This window comes from Giesbergeria giesbergeri, assembly GCF_054779375.1.
In genome coordinates, this window is the sequence record NZ_BAAGYJ010000002.1 from 422729 (window position 1) to 444022 (window position 21294).

Consider the following 21294-nt stretch of genomic DNA (forward strand, 5'->3'; position numbering starts at 1 on the left):
CCTGGCGGCTGCGCCAGCGGCGCGGTGTTACAGGGTGATCCGTGCGTCTCAATTCCATTAAGCTCTCTGGCTTCAAATCTTTTGCTGAACCCACCCATTTCATGCTGCCGGGGCAGTTGGTGGGCGTGGTCGGCCCCAACGGCTGTGGTAAATCCAACATCATGGATGCTGTGCGCTGGGTGTTGGGCGAAAGCAAGGCCTCAGAGCTGCGCGGCGAGTCGATGCAGGACGTGATTTTTAACGGTACCACCCGGCGCAAACAGGCCAGCCGCGCCAGCGTAGAGCTGGTGTTTGACAACGATGACCACCGCGCGGGTGGCCAATGGAACCAATACACCGAGATTGCCGTCAAGCGGGTGCTCACCCGCGATGGCAACAGTAGCTACTACATCAACAACCAGCCTGTGCGTCGGCGTGATGTGCAAGACGTGTTTTTGGGCACCGGGCTGGGGCCACGGGCTTACGCCATCATCGGCCAAGGCACCATCAACCGCATTCTGGAGTCCCGCCCCGAAGACTTGCGTCTGTTTTTAGAAGAGGCTGCCGGGGTTTCCAAGTACAAAGAGCGCCGCCGTGAGACCGAAAACCGCCTGCACGACACCCGCGAGAATCTGATCCGGGTAGAAGACATCCTGCGCGAACTCAACGCCAACCTCGAGAAGCTCGAAAAACAGGCCGAGGTCGCACAAAAGTACCAAACTTTGCACGCCAGCGCCACCCTCAAGCAGCAGCAACTTTGGTTTTTGCGCCGCGCAGATGCCCAAGCTGATCAGGCCGCTGTGCAGGCCCAAGGCTTGCAGGCCGTCAATGAGCTGGAAGCACAAATGGCCGCCTTGCGCCACCTAGAGGCGCAATTGGAAACCATCCGCCAAGCCCACTATGCAGCGGGCGATGGTGTCACCCAAGCGCAAGGCCAAGTTTATGAGACCAATGCCGAGATTGGTCGCCTAGAGGCTGAAATCCGCTATGTGGTGGAGGCCCGCCAGCGCGTGCAGTTGCGCCTAGGCACGCTGGCCGAACAAATCAGCCAGTGGGAGGCGCGCAGCGAAGAGGCCCACTTTGAACTCGAAAATCTGGCCGGTGCCGGGTTAGAGGCCGAAGAACAGACTGAACTGCTCCAAGCCCAACTGGAAGAGCAGGCCATGCGCCTGCCCGATCTGGAAGAGGCCCTGCGCCACAGCCAAAGCCGGGCCAACAGCCAGCGGGCCGTGGTGGTACAGGTGCAGCAGCAAATCCAAGTGCTGGCCGCCGAGCAACGTAGCATTGAGGAGCAAAGCCGCCAACTGCAAAGCCGCTATGAGCGCCTGCGCGCCGAGCGCCAAGCCTTAACTGCCCCCGATGCCAGCGGTGTGCAGCATTTGCAACAGCAACTGCAAGCGGCGCAAGAGGCGCTAGAAACCACCCAAGCCAGTTTGGCCGAAGCCCAAGAGGCCGTGCCGCAACGTGACGAGGCCCGCCGCCAATATCAGCAGGCTTTCAATGCCGAAAACGCTCGACAGGCCGAGTTGTCTGCTCGGCTCGAAGCGTTGCAAACCCTGCAAGAAAAGCTCAAAACCGATGGCAAGCTGCATCCTTGGTTGCAGCGCCACGGCTTAGACGACTTGCCCGCTTTGTGGACTCGCCTGCATATCGAGCCGGGTTGGGAAAACGCCCTAGAGGCCGCGCTGCGTGAACGCCTGTCTGCGTTGGAGGTGGGTAGCCTAGACCGGGTGCGCGGGCTGGTTGGGGCCACGGGTGATGGGCCACCTGCCAAATTGGCTTTTTTTAGTGCAGCCCAACCAGCCGTGTTGCGATCTGCGGGGGCCGTTTTGCCGCAGCTGGCCGACCACTTGCGCTTGCACGATGCCCGCTTGCAGGCGGTGTTGCAAGATTGGCTACAGGGCTGCTATACCGCCCAGACGTTGGATGAAGCCCTGAACCGGCGCGCACAACTCCAGCCCGGAGAAACCTTGTATGTGCCCGAGGGCCATGCTGTCACCTTGCACAGTGTGGCCTTTTATGCCCAAGACTCCGAACAAGCTGGGCTGTTGGCCAGAGCGCAAGACATCGAGCATCTGGACAAAGCACTGCGCGCCCAAACGCTCATCACCGAAGAAGCCCGTACCACCTTGTTGCGTGCGGAAGCGGCCTATGCCGATACGGTGCAGCAGCTCACCACGTTGCGCCGCACCGCCACTGAGGCCCAAACCCAAGCCCATGCCTTGCAGGTAGAACATCTGCGGCTGGCGCAATTGCTAGCGCAAACCCAAGCCCGCAGCGCGCAGATTGGTGCCGATCTGGATGAGGTGCAAGTCCAACTCGATGACTTGCAAGAGCGCCGCGTCACCGCAGAAGCGCGTTTTGAAACCTTGGATATGCAATTGGCCGACAGCCAAGAGGCCCATGCACAATTTGACGACCGCGTGCTTGATGCCGAACGCCGCTTGAACCAATGCCGCGAACAGCAACGCAGCCTAGAGCGTCAAGCCCAAGAAGCACTGTTTGCCCAACGCAGCCTAGAGGCCCGCCGGGCCGAGTTGTCGCGTACTTTAGATACCGCCCGCCAGCAAGCCACCACGCTGGCCGATGAGCGTGTGCGCGCCCAAGCAGAGCTGGAGCGCCTGTCTGATGCTGCTGCCCAGGGCGGTTTGCAAGACTTGCTGGCGCTCAAAATGCAACGCGAACACCACTTGGCCGCTCAGCGCAGCCAATACGATGATCTCACTGCGCAATTGCGCAGCACCGACGAGCAGCGCCTGCAACTGGAGCGCGCCCTGGAGCCGCTGCGCCAACGCATCACCGACTGCCAGCTCAAAGAACAGGCCGCTCGGCTAGGGTTAGAGCAATTTAGCACCTTGCTGACCGAAGCCCAAGCCGACCTAGAGGCCGTGGAACGCTCCATTGCCCAAGGCCAAGTGCGCGCTACGGGCCTGCAATCTGAGATTGACCGCCTGCACCGCGAGATTACGGCGCTGGGGGCTGTCAATTTGGCAGCATTAGAAGAATTGGTGGCTGCCCGCGAGCGCAAAACCTTTTTGGATGCCCAGACCACCGATCTGACCGATGCCATGCAGACGCTAGAAGATGCGATCCGCAAAATCGACGGCGAAACCCGTGACCTGCTCTCAGGCACCTTCGATGCCGTCAACCGGCATTTTGGGCGTATGTTTCCAGAACTGTTTGGCGGTGGCAATGCACGCCTTATCATCACGGGTGATGAAATTCTGGATTCGGGCGTACAGGTCATGGCCCAGCCGCCGGGCAAGAAAAACCAGACCATCCACCTGTTGTCTGGTGGCGAAAAAGCCCTCACGGCCATTGCCTTGGTGTTTGCCATTTTTCAACTCAATCCAGCCCCGTTTTGCCTGCTGGACGAGGTGGATGCCCCTTTGGACGACGCCAACACCGAACGATATGCCAAACTGGTGTCCAGTATGAGCCAGCAGACCCAATTTCTGTTCATTAGCCATAACAAGATTGCCATGGAAATGGCCGAACAATTGATCGGTGTCACCATGCAGGAGCAAGGCGTCTCGCGCATTGTGGCCGTAGACATGGAATCGGCCCTGTCGATGGCCGATGCCACCTGAACCATTTACCCGCACACCACTCTCATGAGCAACTTGCAAATCAGTCTGGCCGTCATCGGCGCCGTGTTGCTGGCCCTGATCGTCGCCTACAACGCCTGGACCAACCACCGCAACACCCCCAAAAAGCCGCGGCCTGCCGAACCGGGCACGCCTGCCGAGCCGGCATTGCGCCAAGAGCCTGCCTTTGACCACTTGTTGGATCAGGCGCTGCATGGCACGCCACCTGCGCCCCCGCCAGTGGCATCGGCGTCAGAGCACGACCATGACCATGACACCCCATTCCCTGAAAAACGGGCAGAGGTGCCCAGCACTCCGGTGGCCTCTGCCCCTGCTGAAGCAGCACCAAAAGCTGCTGCGGCACCCACTGCCAAACCCAACGCTGCACCTGATCGCCGTTTGGGCTTGGACAAATTGATTGATGCGCTTGCCACTTTGCATTGCGAGCAGGCGGTGCCCGGCGATGCGGTGTTGGCTGCCCTGCCCCCTACCCGCCGGGTCGGCAGCAAGCCCTTTGCCATAGAGGCTTGGAATGAGACCAGCCAGCAGTGGGAACACCCGGTAGCGACCCAACGCTACAGCCGTTTTCAGGCGGGCGTGCAGTTGGCCAATCGCACGGGAGCACTGAACGAAATCGAATTCTCCGAGTTTGTGCACAAGGTGCAACCCTTTGCCGACATGCTGCACGCAGCCGCAGAGTTTCCTGAAATGCTGCACGAAGTGGCCCGTGCTAAATCCTTGGACGATTTTGCCGGACAACACGATGCCCAACTGGCTTTTGTGTTGCGTGCCCGCCAAGCTGCTTGGAGTGCGGGTTATTTGCAGCAAAACGCCTCCCGGTTGGGTTTTTTACCCGGCTCAATGGCAGGCCGAATGCTACTGCCAGCCCCCACCGCGGGCTTGCCACCGCTGCTCACGCTGGCCTTTGATACCCAAGCGGCCCTGGCGGAAGACTTGGAGCAATCGGCGGTACGCGATTTGATGTTGAGTTTGGATGTGGCACAGGTCAACCGTTCTGAGCAGCCATTTACCCGCTTGCGCGAGATTGCCACCGTACTGTGCCGTGTCATGGATGGTGTGCTGTGCGATCAAAATGGTCAACCACTGCCTGCTATGGCTATGGACCCCATTGCCACCGATTTGGAGCTGCTATATGACCAGCTCGACAGCCACGGGCTGTCTGCTGGCTCGGTATTGGCTCGGCGCCTGTTCAGTTAACGTCTAGGCTAGGTAGGCTGTTGTGACCCAATCTCTTGATCTTTTTCCTACACCACCAGAGACAGCCCAGACCAACGCACCAGCCCCCGCTGCTGAAGAGGTCGCTCGCTTGCGAGCCTGTCTGCACCGTTGGGCACACCAATATTACGTGCAGGACGCACCAGAGGTGCCTGATGCTGAATACGACCGGGTCTATCAGCGTTTACAGGCACTAGAGTCTGAGCACCCAGAGCTGGTCACTCCCAACTCACCCACGCAGCGGGTGATTGGCGCAGTAATGGACGGACTGGCCCCCGTGCGCCATGCTGTGCCCATGCTCTCTATCCGGACTGAAACTGATGTGACGGCGGCAGGCGCCGAAAAGTTCGAGCAGCAATTGCGCTCCTATCTGGCCACAGAACAAAAGCGGGCCGAACGTGGCGAACGCCCCGCCCTGTGCCCGCTGGCGCTGGAAGTGGTGGCTGGAGCCCCTATCGGCTATGTGGCCGAGCCCAAATTTGATGGCTTGGCAATGAGTCTGCGCTATGAAAACGGCTTGCTGGTGCAGGCGGCAACCCGTGGCGATGGCGAAGTGGGCGAGGATGTCACGCACAACATCCGCACCATTCGTCAGATACCGCTGGTTTTGCCCGCTGGCGTGCCCCCTGTGCTAGAGGTGCGCGGCGAGGTTTACATGGCCCGGGCCGATTTTGACCGCCTCAACCAAGAACAGCGCGCCCGTGGGCAAAAGACTTTTGTTAACCCACGCAATGCGGCCGCCGGGGCTGTGCGCCAGTTGGATGCAGGCATCACGGCCCAGCGGCCCTTGCGCTTTTTTGCCTATGGCGTGGGTGAAGTAGCCCCGCTGGCTCAAGGCACGCCACATTGGCAGAGTCATTATGGGTTGTTGCAAACCCTCAAAAGCTGGGGCTTTCCGGTGGCCGAGCAGGTACAGCCGGTGGTGGGTGCTGAGGCATTGGTTGCGTTTCACCAGTGCGTTGGTCAGCAGCGTGATCAGCTGCCCTACGATATTGATGGTGTGGTCTACAAAGTAGACGATCTGGTATTGCAGCAGGAACTGGGTTTCAAAACCCGTGAGCCACGTTGGGCCGTAGCACACAAATACCCAGCGCAAGAGATGATGACGCTGGTCGAGGGCATCGACATTCAAGTGGGCCGCACTGGCAAACTCACGCCTGTGGCGCGGTTGGCTCCAGTGTTTGTGGGGGGGGTGACCGTCACCAATGCCACTTTGCACAACTTGTTTGAATTGCGCCGCAAAAAGGTGCGTGTAGGCGATCAAGTCATCGTGCGCCGTGCTGGCGATGTGATCCCTGAGGTCGTTGGTGTGGTGCCGCCTGTGGTGAGCCCTGCTGGTGATGGAGCATGGATTGCCCGCCAACCCTATGTGGCTAACTTTCGTATGCCCACCGCCTGCCCTGTGTGTGGCAGTGCTGTGGTGCGCGAGCCGGGCGAGACCGAATACCGCTGCACGGGTGGCCTATTTTGTCCAGCGCAACGCAAAGAAGCTATTTTGCATTTTGCCGCCCGCCGGGCGATGGACATCGAAGGCTTGGGCGGCAAATTGGTCGATCAATTGGTTGATGCAGGTATCGTCCACACCCTGCCCGATCTGTACCGATTGGGCCTTACTGCACTGGTAGCCTTGGAGCGCATGGCTGAAAAGTCGGCGCAAAACATTCTGGCTGCGTTAGAGCAATCTAAGCAAACCACCTTGCCCCGGTTTTTGTTTGCCTTGGGTATTCGCCATGTGGGTGAATCCACGGCCAAGGACTTGGCCCGTCACTTTGGCCGCTTAGATGCCATCATGGATGCCACGGTCGAGCAACTGCTACAGGTCAATGATGTGGGGCCAGTAGTGGCGCAAAGTATTCGCTTGTTCTTTGACCAACCCCATCACCGTGAGGTGGTGGAGCAGTTGCGCGCCTGTGGCCTTGCGTGGCCCGAAGGTGCGCCATCTGAACGGGCTTTACAACCCTTGGCTGGTCAAACCATCGTCTTGACGGGCACGCTACCCACCCTCAGTCGTGATGCTGCCAAAGACATGCTAGAGGCTGCGGGTGCCAAGGTCTCTGGTTCAGTCAGTAAAAAGACCAGCTATGTGGTGGCTGGAGCCGAAGCAGGCAGCAAATTGACCAAGGCCCAAGAGTTGGGCGTGCCAGTGCTGGATGAAGCAGGCTTGCTGGCGCTGTTGGCGCAGCAACCCTGAGCGTGCCTTGACGAGTCTGGGTTGATGCCTCCTTTTGTGCTTTCCATGTGGGGTCGGTTGTCTGGAGTGGGGAGATGGCTGGGTCCATCACTCATGCAACATCTGCACCGCCCCAACCGCCGTACCTTGTGGGGGTTGCTGGCCGCAGGCCCAGTCCTGCTCCTGTTGTATACCCTGCTGCTCATACCCTTTACCCCCGCCATCAGCGACATCCGTAAAGCCAAGACTGAACAACCAGCCCAAGTGCTATCGCGCGATGGCAAACTGCTGGCCGAATACAAATGGGCCCACCGCCAATGGGTGCCACTCAAGGGCATTGCCCCAGCCGTGGTGGATGCACTGATCGCTACCGAAGACCATCGCTTCTACCAGCACTGGGGCATGGACGGACGCCGACTGGTTGGCGCTGCCTTGGCCACGTTTTCTGGAGACCGCCAAGGCGGCTCTACTATCACCCAGCAATTGGCCCGTAATCTGTTTCCAGAAGAGATTGGCCGCGCCCCCACGCTCACGCGCAAGCTCAAAGAGGCCATTACAGCCTTCAAGATTGAGCTGCTCTACTCCAAAGAAGAAATTCTGGAGACCTACCTCAATACGGTTCCATTTCTGTACAACGCCTATGGCATAGAGATGGCGGCCCGCACCTATTTTGATACCTCGGCAGACAAGCTCACAGTATTGCAAAGCGCCACCCTGATCGGCATGCTCAAGGGCACCAGTTACTACAACCCCGTACTCAACCCAGAGCGGGCACAAAACCGGCGCAATACCGTGCTGGCGCAGATGGTCAAGCGTGACAAACTCAAACCTGCACAGTTCGAGGCACTCAAAAAACGGCCGCTGCGCATCGAGTTTGAGCGCCAAGCCGAGCCCCAAGGCCCAGCACCCCATTTTTCACAGCAGTTGCGAAAATGGCTGATTGCCTGGGCTGATCGCAATGGCTACAACTTGTACACCGATGGATTGGTCATTCACACCACTATCGATTCTCGTTTGCAAGCTGTGGCCAATCAGGCTGTGGCCCGTCAGGGCCGTCAGTTGCAGGCGGTGGCCGATGCGGCTTGGAGTCAGCGCAATGGCTGGCAGCCCCGCAACCCCTTGGTAGAAACCTTGGTGCGAGAATCCACCGAGTTTCGTGCCGCTGTTGCCAAGGGCCAAACCCCTGATGAGGCCGCCAAGGCTTTGCTGGCCGATGTGGCTTTTTTGCGCACACTGCGTCAGACCAAAGTGCGGGTGCAGGCCGGATTTTTGGCATTGGAGCCAGAAACAGGGCAAATTCGGGCCTGGGTGGGCAGTCGGGATTTTGCTCAAGATGCTTTTGACCATGTGCAGCAAGCCCGCCGCCAGCCCGGCTCTACCTTCAAGCCTTTTGTTTATGGTGCGGCCTTCGAGCAGGGCTTGAACCCCACCGATACACTGATAGATCAAGCCGTAGAAATCAAGCTCCCGGGCGGTGAGGTCTGGCGTCCCAGTGATGGTGGGCCGCCCAGTGGTCAAGCCATGAGCTTGCGCACAGCATTGGCACAGTCCAAAAACACCATCACTGCCCAATTGATGCAGCAGGTGGGCCCCGAGCGGGTGGTGGAGCTGGCCCGTGTCATGGGAGTGCGTGACAGTAAACTCGATCCTGTACCGGCCTTGGCATTGGGTACTAGTCCCGTGACGCTCAAAGAAATGGTGGCTGCCTATGGCACCATTGCCAATACGGGGCGCTATGTAGAGCCACTGTGGGTCACCCGCATCGAAAATCGCCGTGGTGAGCTGTTGCAGGAATTTGCATCGGCACGCCCCCAAAAAGCCATGCCCGTGCAAGCGGCCCAAGATTTGCGCAATGCCTTGCGCGGTGTGATTGATCAAGGTACGGGGCGTGCCATCCGCACCCGTTATGGCATTCAAGCGGATGTGGCAGGCAAAACAGGCACCACCCAAGACAATGCCGATGGGTGGTTCATCTTGTTGCATCCACAACTGGTGGCGGGGGCTTGGGCAGGCTTTAATGATAGCCGTATCACGTTGCGCAGTGACCATTGGGGCCAAGGCGCCCGCAGTGCGCTGCCAATGGTGGGTGAGTTTTTTCAGCAGGCTTTGCGCAGCAAACAGATTGATGCCCAGGTTCGTTTTGTCGATACCCCGCGTTCACGTTGGTGGCAAGACTTCAAGGAGCGCCTGCGCGATTGGCTACAGGACTGGTGGGCCAGCCGTCCTGTGCCAGAAAAAATAGAAACGCCACCAACGCGCCCAGCAGTTCCAGTGCCCGCTCCCGTGCTGCCCACAGCACCAGAAATCACCGAGTCGACCGCGGTGTCTGGCCGTTCTGGCGCTTTGCCAATAGAAACCAGCCCAGTGCCTGCATGGCCAGATCCCCCACCGATTCAGGAGGAACCACCACTACAACCCCTAGAAATGCAGGAGCTAACACCCTCCCCCGCCTTGCCTGCATCGGGGGAAAGTAGTTTTTGATGATTGTTAGAACCTAGGCAGGCCGTGAGAGCGATAGCCGCTATGATGGTTCAAATCATCATCAGAATGGATGAGATGTTTAGGCCGGAGGAGAAAATGTGACCGTATCTGCCAAACCGAAGCAAAGTCGAGGGGTTGTCATGGCGGGACGGGTGTCTCGTTGGGCGGCGTTGCTGTGTTGTCTGCTGGGTTTTGTGGGCGTTGCTTCGGCACAAGAAACGAAGGCCAACAAGACCATTTTGTGGTTGCTGAATGATTTTCCGCCTTTCATTTTGGTCGACAAAGAACTGCCAGGGCTTGGCTTTGTGGATGCGGCGGTCAAGTACTTTGTCAAGCACATGCCCGATTTCGAGCATCGGTTCGAAGTGGCTGGCGTTGCACGCTTACAAGGGCTGATGGCACAGGGCGCGCCAGTGTGCCATCCGGCGCTGTTGCGCACCCCAGAGCGAGAAAAGTTGGCTTATTTCAGCAACCCAGTGCATTTTGCGCTCACCCACCATGTGGTAATCCAACGCAAGAATCTGGCACGCCTGCGTGAGCACATCGGCTCCGATGGCAAAGTCGATGTGCAGGCTTTGCTGTCCGATTCCAAGTTGAGCACCTCATTGACGGAGGGGCGTGCCCTGGGCACCGAAATCGATGCGGCGCTGGCACGGCACCAAGGTCAAGCCCATCTCAAGACCACAGGCGTGCATTTTGATGCCCCCTTTCGCCACTTGGCTGCCGGATGGACAGACTATGTCTTTGCCTATCCTGTGGAGCCAGGCTATTACAACATGCAGGGCCGCATTACTGCACCGCTGGATTTGGTCTATCTGCCAATTGCTGGCACCAAAGACTACACCGTGGGGCATGTGGTTTGCACCAAAAGTGCTTGGGGGCGTGAAGTCATTGCCCGAATCAATACTGTTCTGGCACAGGCTGGCCCTCGGCCACCTTGGGTGGATACACAACTCTCGTATATGGACGCAGCCAGCATCAGCCGTTTTGAGCAATTGTTGGCCCGACACAGTCCTTTTCATAGCACCACCAAGCCATGATTCGGTTTGATCAGTTGTTTGGTGTGTTGGGCAAGCGCCTGCTGCTTTGGATGCTGCTGATCAATGGTGTCAGCGCGTTGGTGGCCACCTCTGTCCAACTCTACGCCAACTATCGCCAAGACGTGGTGGACATGCAAGACGCCTTGGACTTTATTCGCATCAGCCAGATTCCTGGGCTGGCCCAAGCGGCTTGGAACTTTGACCGCCAGCAACTGCATGCGCAGGTCGATGGCATTGCCCGCTCTTCGTGGGTGGCAGGGGTCATGTTACGTTACGGCTCCAGCGACAAAGAGGTGATTCAGCAAGGCCGTCTGGATGCCAAGCATTTAGCAGCGCATGAGCTACCGCTGGTGCATGGCTCTGGCGAACATGCCATTCAGGTGGGCAGCATTGTGTTGGTGCCCAACCGCCAGCAGCTCTACCAAAAGAGCTTTGATCGTTTAGTGGTGGTATTTTTGACCCAAACGGCCAAAACCACAGTGATCTCTTTGGGTTTGCTCTGGCTGGTGTTTTCGATGGTGACACGCCACCTGATACGCATGGCCGATTTTGCCAGCCAGTACCAACCCGGAAGCAGCCAGCCCTTGCTGGTACTCCATCGCAGCCCAGCCTACCAAGACGACGAGTTGGGGCGCTTGCAAGACAGCCTCAACAGTGCCTATCTTCGACTGCAAAACGCCCACGAGGCAGAGCAGCGCCACATCGAGGAGTTGGAGTTGCGCGTGGCTGAACGCACCAATGCGTTGCGTGTGGCCAATGCGCAGTTGGTGGAACACGCCTACCACGACCCCCTTACCGGCTTGGCGAACCGGATGCTATTGGATGAGCGCCTGAAGCAGGCCATTGCCAGAGCGCAACGCTATCAACATGAGTTGGCCGTGTTGTTGATCGACCTCAATCGATTCAAGCCTATCAATGATCTGTATGGTCACGCGGCTGGTGACGTATTGCTGACAGAACTGGCGAAACGGATGCGTTCGGTATTGCGCGAAACAGATACATTGGCGCGCATTGGGGGTGACGAGTTTGTGGTCATCTTGGAAAACCTAGAACCAGGTACCTCTGTGGCCCGTGTGCAAGACAGTTTGAAAGACGTTCTGCGACAACCTTGTGCTTGGCAAGATGAACTGTTGCAAGTAGGTGCCAGTATTGGTGTTGCACGCTATCCTCACGACGGCACCCAGGCCCACGACCTGTTGCGCGTGGCAGATGCGCAGATGTATGTCGACAAGCGGTCGATGCAAGTGGTGGACTCTTTCCAAATTTGACCGCACAGTGCGGGGTTCATGCAAATCCCCATGTTAGGGGAGTTCATCAACTTCAATTTACACTTGGTGACATATCGTTTCCAGGTGTTCTGAATCAGCTGCGGGCGCATGCCTGTAGTGAAGAAAAGGCCAAAGCTTATGCAACATTTTTTGATCTCTCGTCGGCATTGGGGTGTGGGGCTGCTGGCCTCTGTCATGTGGGTAGGGGCGGCTTGGGCCCAATCTCCCAGCCACACGGCGTATCGTTTTTCACCAGTCAACCAGTATGGTATTCAGCTCACGGCTTCCTACTGGAATCCCATCATCGCGTATGTGTCAGAAAAAAGCGGTGTCAAGCTCGAACTCAAGATCGGGCGCACCTCTGCAGATACCACTGCTTATGTGCTGGCGCAGGAGGTCGAATTCGTCTTCAGCAACCATCTTTTCAGTCCAGAGCGTGAACAATTGGGCTGGAAGGTGTTGAGCCGGCGCCAAACTCCCCCTATTCATGGTCAGATCATTGTGCCTGCCGATTCACCCATCACCAAACTGGCACAGTTACAGGGCCAAGAGGTAGCCTTTCCAGGGCCAGAAGCCTTGGTGGCGTACAAATTTCCTGCGGCGCAGTTGATGGCCCAGAAAGTCAATGCCAAATTTGTCTTTGGAGGCAATATGGATGGTGCTTTGGCACAGCTTTTTAGCGGCAAAGTGGCTGCAGTGGGTGCCAACTCACAGTTGGCCGAGGGTTACGCTCGGCGTGAAGGAAAAAAATACCGTGTGCTGTGGTCGTCTCCCCCTTTGCACGACTTGGCCCTGATGGCATCTTCCAAGGTGCCAGACAAAACACAAAAGGCGGTGGCACAGGCTTTTACTGGCATGCACAAAGACCCAGTGGGGCGCGAGATTTTGCAAAAAGTCTCTGAGCAGGTCGGTCTCAGTGATCAAGCGTATTTCATACCATCAGACGGCAGCGAATACGCGCCCTACCGCGATTTTTATCGTACCGCTCCGGCTGCACTGCGCTGAAATTTCATGGCATGGTTGTCGCCGTTGTTGCCCCGGTCTTTGGTCGGGCGGGTGTTCATGCTCTACACCATCACGCTGGCAGGGTTTGTGTTGGCGGGGTTGGGCCTGTTCTACCACTACCAATTGGTGGTGCAGCTCGAGCATGAACAAACCTTGGCCGACAGCCTGGGGCGCATGATCGCTCCGACCATCCTCGACAGTGCGGTGATTGGTGACTACGACACCATTTTGCGCACCTTGCAGAGTGCCGTAGAACATTCTGATTTGGCATCGGCACGTTTCATTGATTTGGCTGGTGGCATGGTACATGCCCCCCACAACAACCGGCCCGACACCCAGCCGCCTACTTGGTTGCGCAATCAGGTGGCGGCACGCTTGTACGACAACAACACCGCCATCCAAGTGGGCGGTAAAGACTATGGCATTTTGCGTCTGAGTTTTGATGCTGATGCCATTGCGGGGCGTTTGTGGGAGCAGATGCGTTTTGCACTGGTGCTGGGGCTGGTCGCCATTGGGGGGGGGTTGGCGCTCATCCGTTATCCCTTGGTGCGTTGGTTGGGCAATCTGAGCCGTATCCAAAGTATTGAGCAGGCCGTGCAAAGTGGCGATGCTTCCCAAGCATGGCGGGCTGCCGAAGATGCACCCTCTGAATTCCGCGAAACCTTTGCTGTGCTAGGCCGTGCCGCTGCCAGCTTACAGTCGCAGCGGGTGCAGGCAGCCGTCACCCTAGGGTCGATTGCCGATGGCGTTCTCACCCTGAACGTGCAAAAACAGGTGGTGTTGGTCAATCCTGCGGCTTGCGAGATCTTGGGGCTGCCGATTCAAACCGTACTGGGCGAGACCATCAGCACATTATTTCCAGCCCTACTGCCAACCCAAGAACAGCCGGTGTCGTCGTGGACAGGCCGCCGCTATACCCTGCACAATTCCCATAAGCAATGCACTGTGGTGCTAGATACCACCCTATCGCAGATTTGTGCGCCCGATGGCCAAGTAGCTGGTTACGTGTTGGCTTGTAGAGATGTGAGTGAGCAACACGCACTGGATCAGCGCCTACATACAGAACTGGCCGCACGGGAGCGGGCGATGGTCTCATTGCGTACGGTGCTAGAGGAGTTGAGCAGTGAAACCGCTGCGACCCATATCACCGCAGACACCGACGACCTGGCTGCCATATCCGCCATGATTTCGGCTTTGGTGGAGCGTTTGCGTACCCGCAATGAGCAGCTCAATGCCATTTTTGCCCTGAGCCCAGATGGCTTTGTCTCTTTTGATGCACAGTGTCGGGCCAACTATGTCAGTCCGGGTTTTATTCGCCTGACGGGTGTGAGCAAAGTGCAGGTGCTAGGCGCCAGCGAAGGGGATATAGAGGCACTGCTGCACCGGCAGTGCAGCCAGAACCTGCCGTGGCGCAGCTTTGAGGCATTGCGCCAAGACTTACAACACCAGAGCGAACAAGGCCATGGGCCCAGACACGACCGCATCGAGTTGTTGCGCCCGGTTCGGCGTGTGCTTGAAATTGGGTTGCATGAAAGTGCTTCAGACGTGATCTCACAGGTGTTGTCATTGCGCGATGTGACACATGAGTCAGAGGTCGAGCAGATGAAGAGTGAGTTTCTCAGCACGGCTGCCCATGAGCTGCGCACGCCCATGACCAGCATCTTTGGTTTCATGGAGTTGATGCAGATGCGGCCCATGACACCTGAGCAATACCAACCCTTGCTCGCCACCATGCGCCGTCAGGCTGAACTCATGATTGCTATCCTCAACGAGTTGCTGGATTTATCACGGATCGAAGCCCGTAGGGGCAAAGACTTTATCTTAGAGACCTTGGATCTGCGTTGGCTGGTACAAGATCTGCTGCATGACTTTAAGCCACCTAACGGGCGCACACCGGCAACGCTGACACTAGAGATGGAGCCAGCTTGGGTACAGGTTGACCGCAACAAGATATCGCAGGCCGTCCTGAATGTGTTGTCCAATGCCTATAAATACTCACCTGCTGGAGGGGCGGTGTTGGTGCGTTTGGTGCGGCAAGGAGATGCCAATGCCCTAATGGTGGGTATCGAGGTACAAGATCATGGCATAGGCCTAAGCCCTGCACAGTTGGCTCGGGTGAGTGAGCGGTTTTATCGAGCCGATGAGTCAGGCACGATTCCTGGCACAGGATTGGGCATGAGTATCGTCAAAGAAATTATCGAATTGTTGGGCGGTTATCTGGCCTTGGCCAGTACACAGGGCAGTGGAACCACCGTGACCTTGTGGCTGCCTCAAAGCCATGCCCCATCAGAACCAACCCCTATACCCTGATGAAAAATATTGCTTCTTGGTTTGAGCCAGTACGCTGGTGCAGTGGTCTGCTGACAGTGGCCGCCGTAGTGGCTCTGCCCCAGCCATTGATGGCACGGGAGTTGATTGCACCACCTGCCACGGTGGTGGCAGCCGGGCAACCGCTAGAAATTCCCAATCGTCTGTTTGCGTTGTCACACCCGATTGGGCAGCAGCGCCTGCTCCAGAGCGATTATCGCCAAGCCTATTGGCCGCTGGCAACCTACTTTGAAACCCAGCGCAACCAAGCCTATTGCTCGGTAGCTACCTCTGTCATGGCGCTCAATGCCTTGGGGGTGCCTCGTCCGGCCACTGTGTTGTATCCAGATTTTCCTTTCTTCACACAGGAAGACTTCTTTGCCAATGTAGACCGGCGTATCGCCGACCCCGAGGTGGTGGCTAGAAAAGGAATGACACTGGAACAGTTAGAGGCTGTTCTAGGCCACTATACAGTGACAGTCGAGAAAGTGGTTGCCGATACATTGGATGCCAGTCAGTTGCGTGAGCTGCTCAAAAAACATTTGCGCGAGCAAGACCGTTTTGTGCTTCTCAACTTCAACCGTCGTTTGATTGGTCAAGCGGGAGGCGGCCATTGGTCGCCGTTGGCCGCATACCATGAAGCGAGTGATTCGGTGCTGTTGATGGATGTGGCACGGTACAAATATCCACCAGTTTGGGTGCCACTGGTTGATTTGTTGCAAGGCGCACAAAACCATGACAGCGTCAGTGGGAAGGCACGGGGATTGCTGATCGTCACTAAGAAAAATTGATGCAATATGAATGCAGACTGTGTCCTGTTCTGATGCAATCAATGTAACTTACATAATTTTTAAGACAAGTAAAAATAATTACCTTTCAAAAACATTTGATCAGATAACCATGCTTGTAAAATGGTAAATTAAGCTATACACACAGAACACATGAATCTGAATCCAAGAAGACTTGGAGCCTTTCAAATGTCAGCATGGACGCATGTCTTCACGTTGTTCTGGCTTTTATGGCTCCCATATTCAGCATGGGCTGCAGAACCTTTGCTCATTGCCCACGTTGCCCCTTCTAGTGGGCGCTTTGCTTTGCACGCCGAAGCCGACCGGCGAGGCGTAGAGATGGCCGTCGAAGAATTCAATACCCGTGGCGGTGTGCTGGGTCGTGAAATCATTCTCATCTCCCGCGACCCCACCTTAGATGCGCAACAAGCAGCACAGGTAGCCAAGACTCTCATTCGTGACAACCAAATTGGCTTGATGATAGGCGCCATTGCTTCTAACGTAGCAGCCAGCATGTCAGAAGTGTGCCAACAACATGGCGTGCTCTTCATCAATACCAATTCATCAGCCCCCTCCGAGGCGGTAGAAAATGCCCACCGCACCAAATTCGTCTTCGACGCCAACGGAGCCAATTTCAATCGGGCACTGTTTCGCCATGCTTTAGCCCAACGTGCATCACGCCGCGTACTCTTATTGATCGAAGACAATGAAGCTGGGCATAGCAATGCAACGGCAATGCGCCCTTACATCAGCCGCTATGGTGGTCAAGTAGTGGCAGAAATCCTAGCCCCTGAGAACCTCACAGACCCTCTAGGCATTTTGAAACAAGTTGCCGCAGTGTCTGCTGATGTGGTGGCTGTTGTCATCAGCGGTGGCAATCAAATCAAACTTTTTTCTCAAATTGATCCCGAAATATTTGAGCGCCAACTTTGGTTGATTGGTGAAGTAGATTGGGAAGAGCTCTATCCGGCACCAGGAACTGCCCGTCCTTTGTTTGGCACAACTTGGGCTTGGAATCTTGACACCCCAGGAACCTCTGATTTTGTAGCACGCTACCGTAAGCGGTATGCACACACCAAATTGAATTACCCAGGTGATGTCACCCATGCAGCGTACTTGGCAACCAAGGCACTATTACAGGCGATCATACGGGCTGGCACTACCGACAACCATGCAGTCATTGCCCAGTTAGAGCAATACCAAGCAACGGCCAAAGAACGCATGCAGCACCACACTGCCAAGATGAACCCGCGCAGTCACCATGTGCAGCAAACCATTTATATTGCCCGCTGGAATCCACACATTTCGGCACCAGAACAGCGTATTGAGATCGTAGCCATTGTGCCCCCAGAAGAAGCAGAGTACGAGCTAGAACGCCAGACTAAATTGGAATCTCTGGCACAGACCCCTCGCCACCGTCCTTAATAAAAAACTGTACCACCATGCCCAGCATTGGTTTAATTCCACGTATTGCCTTGCTGGTGGTGTTGGTCGAACTGGTTTCGTTCAGCGTCTTGGTCTGGTATTACACAGATCGGTTCAGCCATTCTGCTGATCAACGTTTGCGCGATGGCCTGCAACAGGTAGTACGCATGATAGAGAGTGAAGAAATCTCTATCAGTGCGGTAGCTCGCCAAAATCTAATGGGTGATTTATTAGGGGCACCTTATATCGATGGATTGGTGATTGGTGGCAATCGCCGCGTGATCGTATCGCACGATCCACGCCATTTGGGGCGCCAAGTATCAGAATTACCAACTTACGACAATCGTTGGTTCCAGACTAATGAACTTAGGCAAGGAATATTTGTAGCAGATCAAGATCGGCTGACTTGGGTTCAGCCCTTTAAGCACCATGCAGATGGTAGCCCCTTGTACACCATAGTATTAACAATTAGCACAGTAGAAATTCAGGCTGAAAAACAAGCAATTTTTCGTTGGGGTTTGGCAGTATCCACACTGTTTATTTTGCTTAGCTCAGCTTGTTTGGTATTGGTAGCTCAACGGATTGTGGCACGCCGTGTAGAAGCTTCGCTGCGTATGTTAGAACAGGTGGCACATGGGCAACTAGATGCCAGAATTGATGTATTGTCCAACGATGAACTGGGGCAGTTGCAGCATGGAATCAATGCCATGACCCAAAAATTGGGGCTGTTGCTGCAACAACAAGTCCAAGATGCCAAACAACAGCAAGCGCATAAAGAACTATTGCAATCCGTCCTAGAGCATGCACCGTTTCGGGTTTTTTGGAAAGATCGTGATTTACGCTACCAAGGGTGCAATAGTTTATTTGCCGCAGATGCTGGATATACCCAACCACATGAGTTGACAGGGCGTCATGAAGACGAATTGCACTGGCGCCACGAGCTTAATCAAGAGTTAGCACAAGAACAGAATTTGCTGGCAGCAGGTGTTCCCTTGCTAGAACATGAAATCAACCTGACATTGGCCAATGGTCAAAAGATGGTTGCCAATGTTTCCAAAGTGCCACTGCGCAATGCGCAGCAGGAGGTTGTGGGTTTGCTAGGACTGTACAGTGATATCACTGCCCGAAAGCAGACAGAAAGTGAATTGCGGCTATATGCCAGCATCTTCTCGTACAGTGCAGAGGCGCAATTGATATGCGATCCTGAACGGCGCATCCTCGCAGTAAACCGTGCATTTACTCAATTGACAGGATATACATTAGAAGATGTACGGGGTAAAAATCCAGGAATACTTTCGTCAGGACAAAATACACCAGATACTTATAAAGCCATGTGGGCTGATCTGAACCATAGTGACCATTGGCAAGGAGAAATTGTAGATCGTCGCAAAGATGGCTCTGTGTATCCTAAGTGGCTATCCATCTCCGTAGTGCGTGATTCAGAAGGAAATTTAACGCACTATGTAGGTGGATTTATGGATATTTCTGAACGCAAAAAAGCAGAGAATCACATTGCCTATCTCGCCCACCATGATACGCTCACTGGATTGCAAAATCGCTACAGCCTGCTGAACAAGCTTGAACAGGCCTTAGCCACAGCACGTCGGGCTGGTCGCATGCTGGCTGTCATGTTTATTGACCTAGATCGATTTAAAACGATCAATGATACGCTCGGCCACGCATGTGGTGATGCCTTGCTGCAACAGGTGGCCGACCGTCTACGTGCCAATGTGCGAGACAGCGATATTGTGGCCCGTTTTGGTGGTGATGAATTTGTGGTGGTTCTCAGTGATGTAGAAGATGCAGCCGCTACCTCGCGGGTAGCCAATAAACTTCTCGAAATTTTACGTGTTCCCTATCTCATCAGTCCTCATGAGTTGCATTCCAGTCCGAGTATCGGGATTGCGTTATTTCCTTCTGATGGAAATGAACCTGATATTTTGATGAAGAATGCCGATGTGGCGATGTACCATGCTAAGCGTGAAGGGCGCAACAACACCCAATTTTTTACTGCTGCACTGAATGAATCTACGGCAGAGCGGTTGGAATTAGAGCGTGAATTACGTTTAGCGATTGACAATGGTTTGCTTCAATTGCATTATCAACCTCAAATTTGTGCAGCCGATGGCAAAGTACATGGTGTAGAAGCATTGGTTCGCTGGGCACATCCAACTTTAGGGGCAGTTTCTCCTGCCAAGTTTATTCCAATCGCTGAAGAATCAGGATTAATTTTGCCATTGGGAAGCTGGGTGCTCGATACTGCCTGCCGCCAGGCTGCACGCTGGAAGGCCGAAGGAATTGAAGGGCTGACAGTAGCCGTCAATTTATCGGCACACCAGTTGCGCCAGCCAGAGTTGATCGAACAGGTGCAAACTATACTATGCCGCTATGCACTGCACGGATCAGATCTAGAGTTAGAGATTACCGAATCAGTCGCTATGGAAGATCCCCAGTACGCTATCAAACAGTTGCAAGCTTTGCGGGGTTTGGATGTGCAGCTTTCTATTGATGATTTTGGTACAGGGTATTCATCGTTGGCATACCTCAAACTGCTGCCTATTCAAACCCTCAAATTAGACCGTGCCTTTGTGCGCGACATTGAAACCGACCCCAATGATGCTGCGATTAGTACCGCAACGTTGGCATTGGCGCATAGCCTAGGTTTACAGGTGGTCGCTGAGGGGGTAGAAAACGAAGCACAGCGCAGCTTTTTGGCTGCACATGGCTGTGACCGTTTACAGGGCTATTTGTTTAGCCGCCCTGAACCAGCTGAAGTATTGAGCCAACGCTGGAAACAAGAGGCCATTGCAGTAAAAACGGGAGTGTGAAAAATCTCAAATAAATGGATTTTTTACTACTTTGGCAGCTTTTTCTTCTATAGATTTTGGAAGTTTTTTTTCTTTTTCCAAAATTTTAACGATGCGCCCAGCTAGAATTCGTAAATCATTAGCCAGTGCCAGCCCATTTTGATCTTTGGTTAATACTAAATCGCCTGTGATAGCCACCCTGTCTAGGCGGTTCTCAATTTCGAAACCGCCAATGCGAATGACATCTTTCTCATTGCTGTAAGGCTTGAATTCTTGCATGGTAACCTTGTTCCAAAAAGTACGTTGTTTATTTTTGGATTACACGCTGAATAAAATCTCGTACACCGTGTAGTAAATCTTTGAGTTGATACTCATCTTCAGGGGGTTGGTTTTTGTTCTGTGAATTACCGCCGCGCTGTGACACTGGTTTTGGAAGATTCATTCCGCTTTCACGTACTTTGCTTGGCAAAGTGGGCAATACATTGATGCCAACCATTTTTTCAAGATCCGCCATGCTGATCATGGCATAGTCTTTGGTGTCATCATTGGTGATCAGATAGGCGCCTGCCCGTTGCTGTTTGGGGCTGTAGATTGCTTTCCAAAGGTGGGTTGGTACCAACACATTACCGATTTTCCGAATGTCGTTACCCACAAAAGCGGGGCCACTGATCACATAGAGTTCACCTTCCTCTATAGCCAGCTGCCGTGCAGCCGCTTCAATGCCTGCCCATACCCCCGCATTGTTGGCATGGACTTGAGGAACCATATTGGCTAACGAGAAAGAGTCCCTCTGAGACTCACGGGTAGGCATGTCTGCATTGGGTGCCAGATGGCCCCGGTCATAACCGCTGCGTTGGTAATCTTCTAACTCTGCACGGTCTGAGGGGGGCAGCGCCGACTCGGCACGAAACGAATCCTTGCGCGATAGCTTCTTTGCCAATGCCAAATTGTCGCGTGTTAAGTGCTCTGCCGCATAGAGAGGTGTTCGGCTGACGCCCGAATGCAGCACAGCGAATGAAATAAAACACAGTTCTTGGGTGCGTGGCTTGAGCTTGGCCTGGACGAGCACGGGCGGCTGTCCCCCCACAAAATGTTCAGGACAAGCGGTGGAAGCCGCCAAGGCCGACCCCGACACCACCAGCAGCGCCAGTGCCAAGCCACTAGAGGAAATAGACATAAACATAGGCCCACATTGTGCCCC

The 21294-nt window shown here is 55.1% G+C and carries 13 protein-coding genes; 11 read left to right on the forward strand and 2 right to left on the reverse strand.

The genetic code is table 11. The features are described from left to right. Positions 1-41: 41 nt before the first annotated feature. The 11 genes from smc to ACYVB2_RS06185 all read left to right on the forward strand — a co-directional run bounded on the left by smc (position 42) and on the right by ACYVB2_RS06185 (position 20114). Positions 42-3569, forward strand: a complete 3528-nt coding sequence (gene smc, locus ACYVB2_RS06135; protein WP_382434057.1) for a chromosome segregation protein SMC — start codon at positions 42-44, stop codon at positions 3567-3569. A gap of 24 nt (positions 3570-3593) precedes the next feature. After that, the gene (locus ACYVB2_RS06140; protein WP_382434055.1) at positions 3594-4784 is read left to right on the forward strand and encodes a cell division protein FtsZ; all 1191 of its coding nucleotides are present in this window, start codon (positions 3594-3596) and stop codon (positions 4782-4784) included. 22 nt (positions 4785-4806) lie between these two features. Continuing rightward, complete coding sequence (gene ligA / locus ACYVB2_RS06145) at positions 4807-6993, forward strand: NAD-dependent DNA ligase LigA (protein WP_382434053.1); 2187 nt, start codon at positions 4807-4809, stop codon at positions 6991-6993. 24 nt (positions 6994-7017) lie between these two features. Beyond that, on the forward strand, positions 7018-9453 hold the full coding sequence (locus ACYVB2_RS06150) for a penicillin-binding protein 1A (RefSeq protein WP_382434051.1): 2436 nt from the start codon (positions 7018-7020) through the stop codon (positions 9451-9453). A gap of 98 nt (positions 9454-9551) precedes the next feature. Further along, positions 9552-10493: a TIGR02285 family protein gene (locus tag ACYVB2_RS06155; RefSeq protein WP_382434049.1), complete on the forward strand. Its 942-nt coding sequence runs from the start codon at positions 9552-9554 to the stop codon at positions 10491-10493. Then, entirely contained in the window at positions 10490-11761 is a 1272-nt protein-coding gene (locus ACYVB2_RS06160) for a diguanylate cyclase domain-containing protein (protein ID WP_382434047.1), read from the forward strand. The genes ACYVB2_RS06155 and ACYVB2_RS06160 overlap by 4 nt, the downstream gene beginning before the upstream one ends. Positions 11762-11899: 138 nt before the next feature. Continuing rightward, the gene (locus ACYVB2_RS06165) at positions 11900-12766 is read left to right on the forward strand and encodes a phosphate/phosphite/phosphonate ABC transporter substrate-binding protein (protein WP_382434045.1); all 867 of its coding nucleotides are present in this window, start codon (positions 11900-11902) and stop codon (positions 12764-12766) included. A gap of 6 nt (positions 12767-12772) precedes the next feature. Then, positions 12773-15076, forward strand: coding sequence for a PAS domain-containing sensor histidine kinase (locus ACYVB2_RS06170; RefSeq protein WP_382434043.1), 2304 nt, complete (start codon positions 12773-12775; stop codon positions 15074-15076). After that, positions 15076-15864: a phytochelatin synthase family protein gene (locus ACYVB2_RS06175; RefSeq protein WP_382434041.1), complete on the forward strand. Its 789-nt coding sequence runs from the start codon at positions 15076-15078 to the stop codon at positions 15862-15864. Before ACYVB2_RS06170 ends, ACYVB2_RS06175 begins: the two co-directional genes overlap by 1 nt. Before the next feature lie 261 nt (positions 15865-16125). Beyond that, the gene (locus tag ACYVB2_RS06180) at positions 16126-17286 is read left to right on the forward strand and encodes an ABC transporter substrate-binding protein (protein WP_382434039.1); all 1161 of its coding nucleotides are present in this window, start codon (positions 16126-16128) and stop codon (positions 17284-17286) included. Positions 17287-17303: 17 nt separating this feature from the next. Further along, complete coding sequence (locus ACYVB2_RS06185; protein ID WP_382434037.1) at positions 17304-20114, forward strand: EAL domain-containing protein; 2811 nt, start codon at positions 17304-17306, stop codon at positions 20112-20114. 6 nt (positions 20115-20120) lie between these two features. On the opposite strand, the gene ACYVB2_RS06190 is transcribed toward ACYVB2_RS06185, so the two are convergent. Together ACYVB2_RS06190 and ACYVB2_RS06195 are read right to left on the reverse strand one after the other, a co-directional pair. Then, entirely contained in the window at positions 20121-20372 is a 252-nt protein-coding gene (locus ACYVB2_RS06190) for a hypothetical protein (protein WP_382434035.1), read from the reverse strand. A 28-nt stretch (positions 20373-20400) separates the two neighbouring features. Next, a complete protein-coding gene (locus tag ACYVB2_RS06195) occupies positions 20401-21270 on the reverse strand; it encodes a DNA/RNA non-specific endonuclease (RefSeq protein ID WP_382434033.1) in 870 nt (289 codons plus the stop codon). Between the last annotated feature and the right edge of the window lie 24 nt (positions 21271-21294).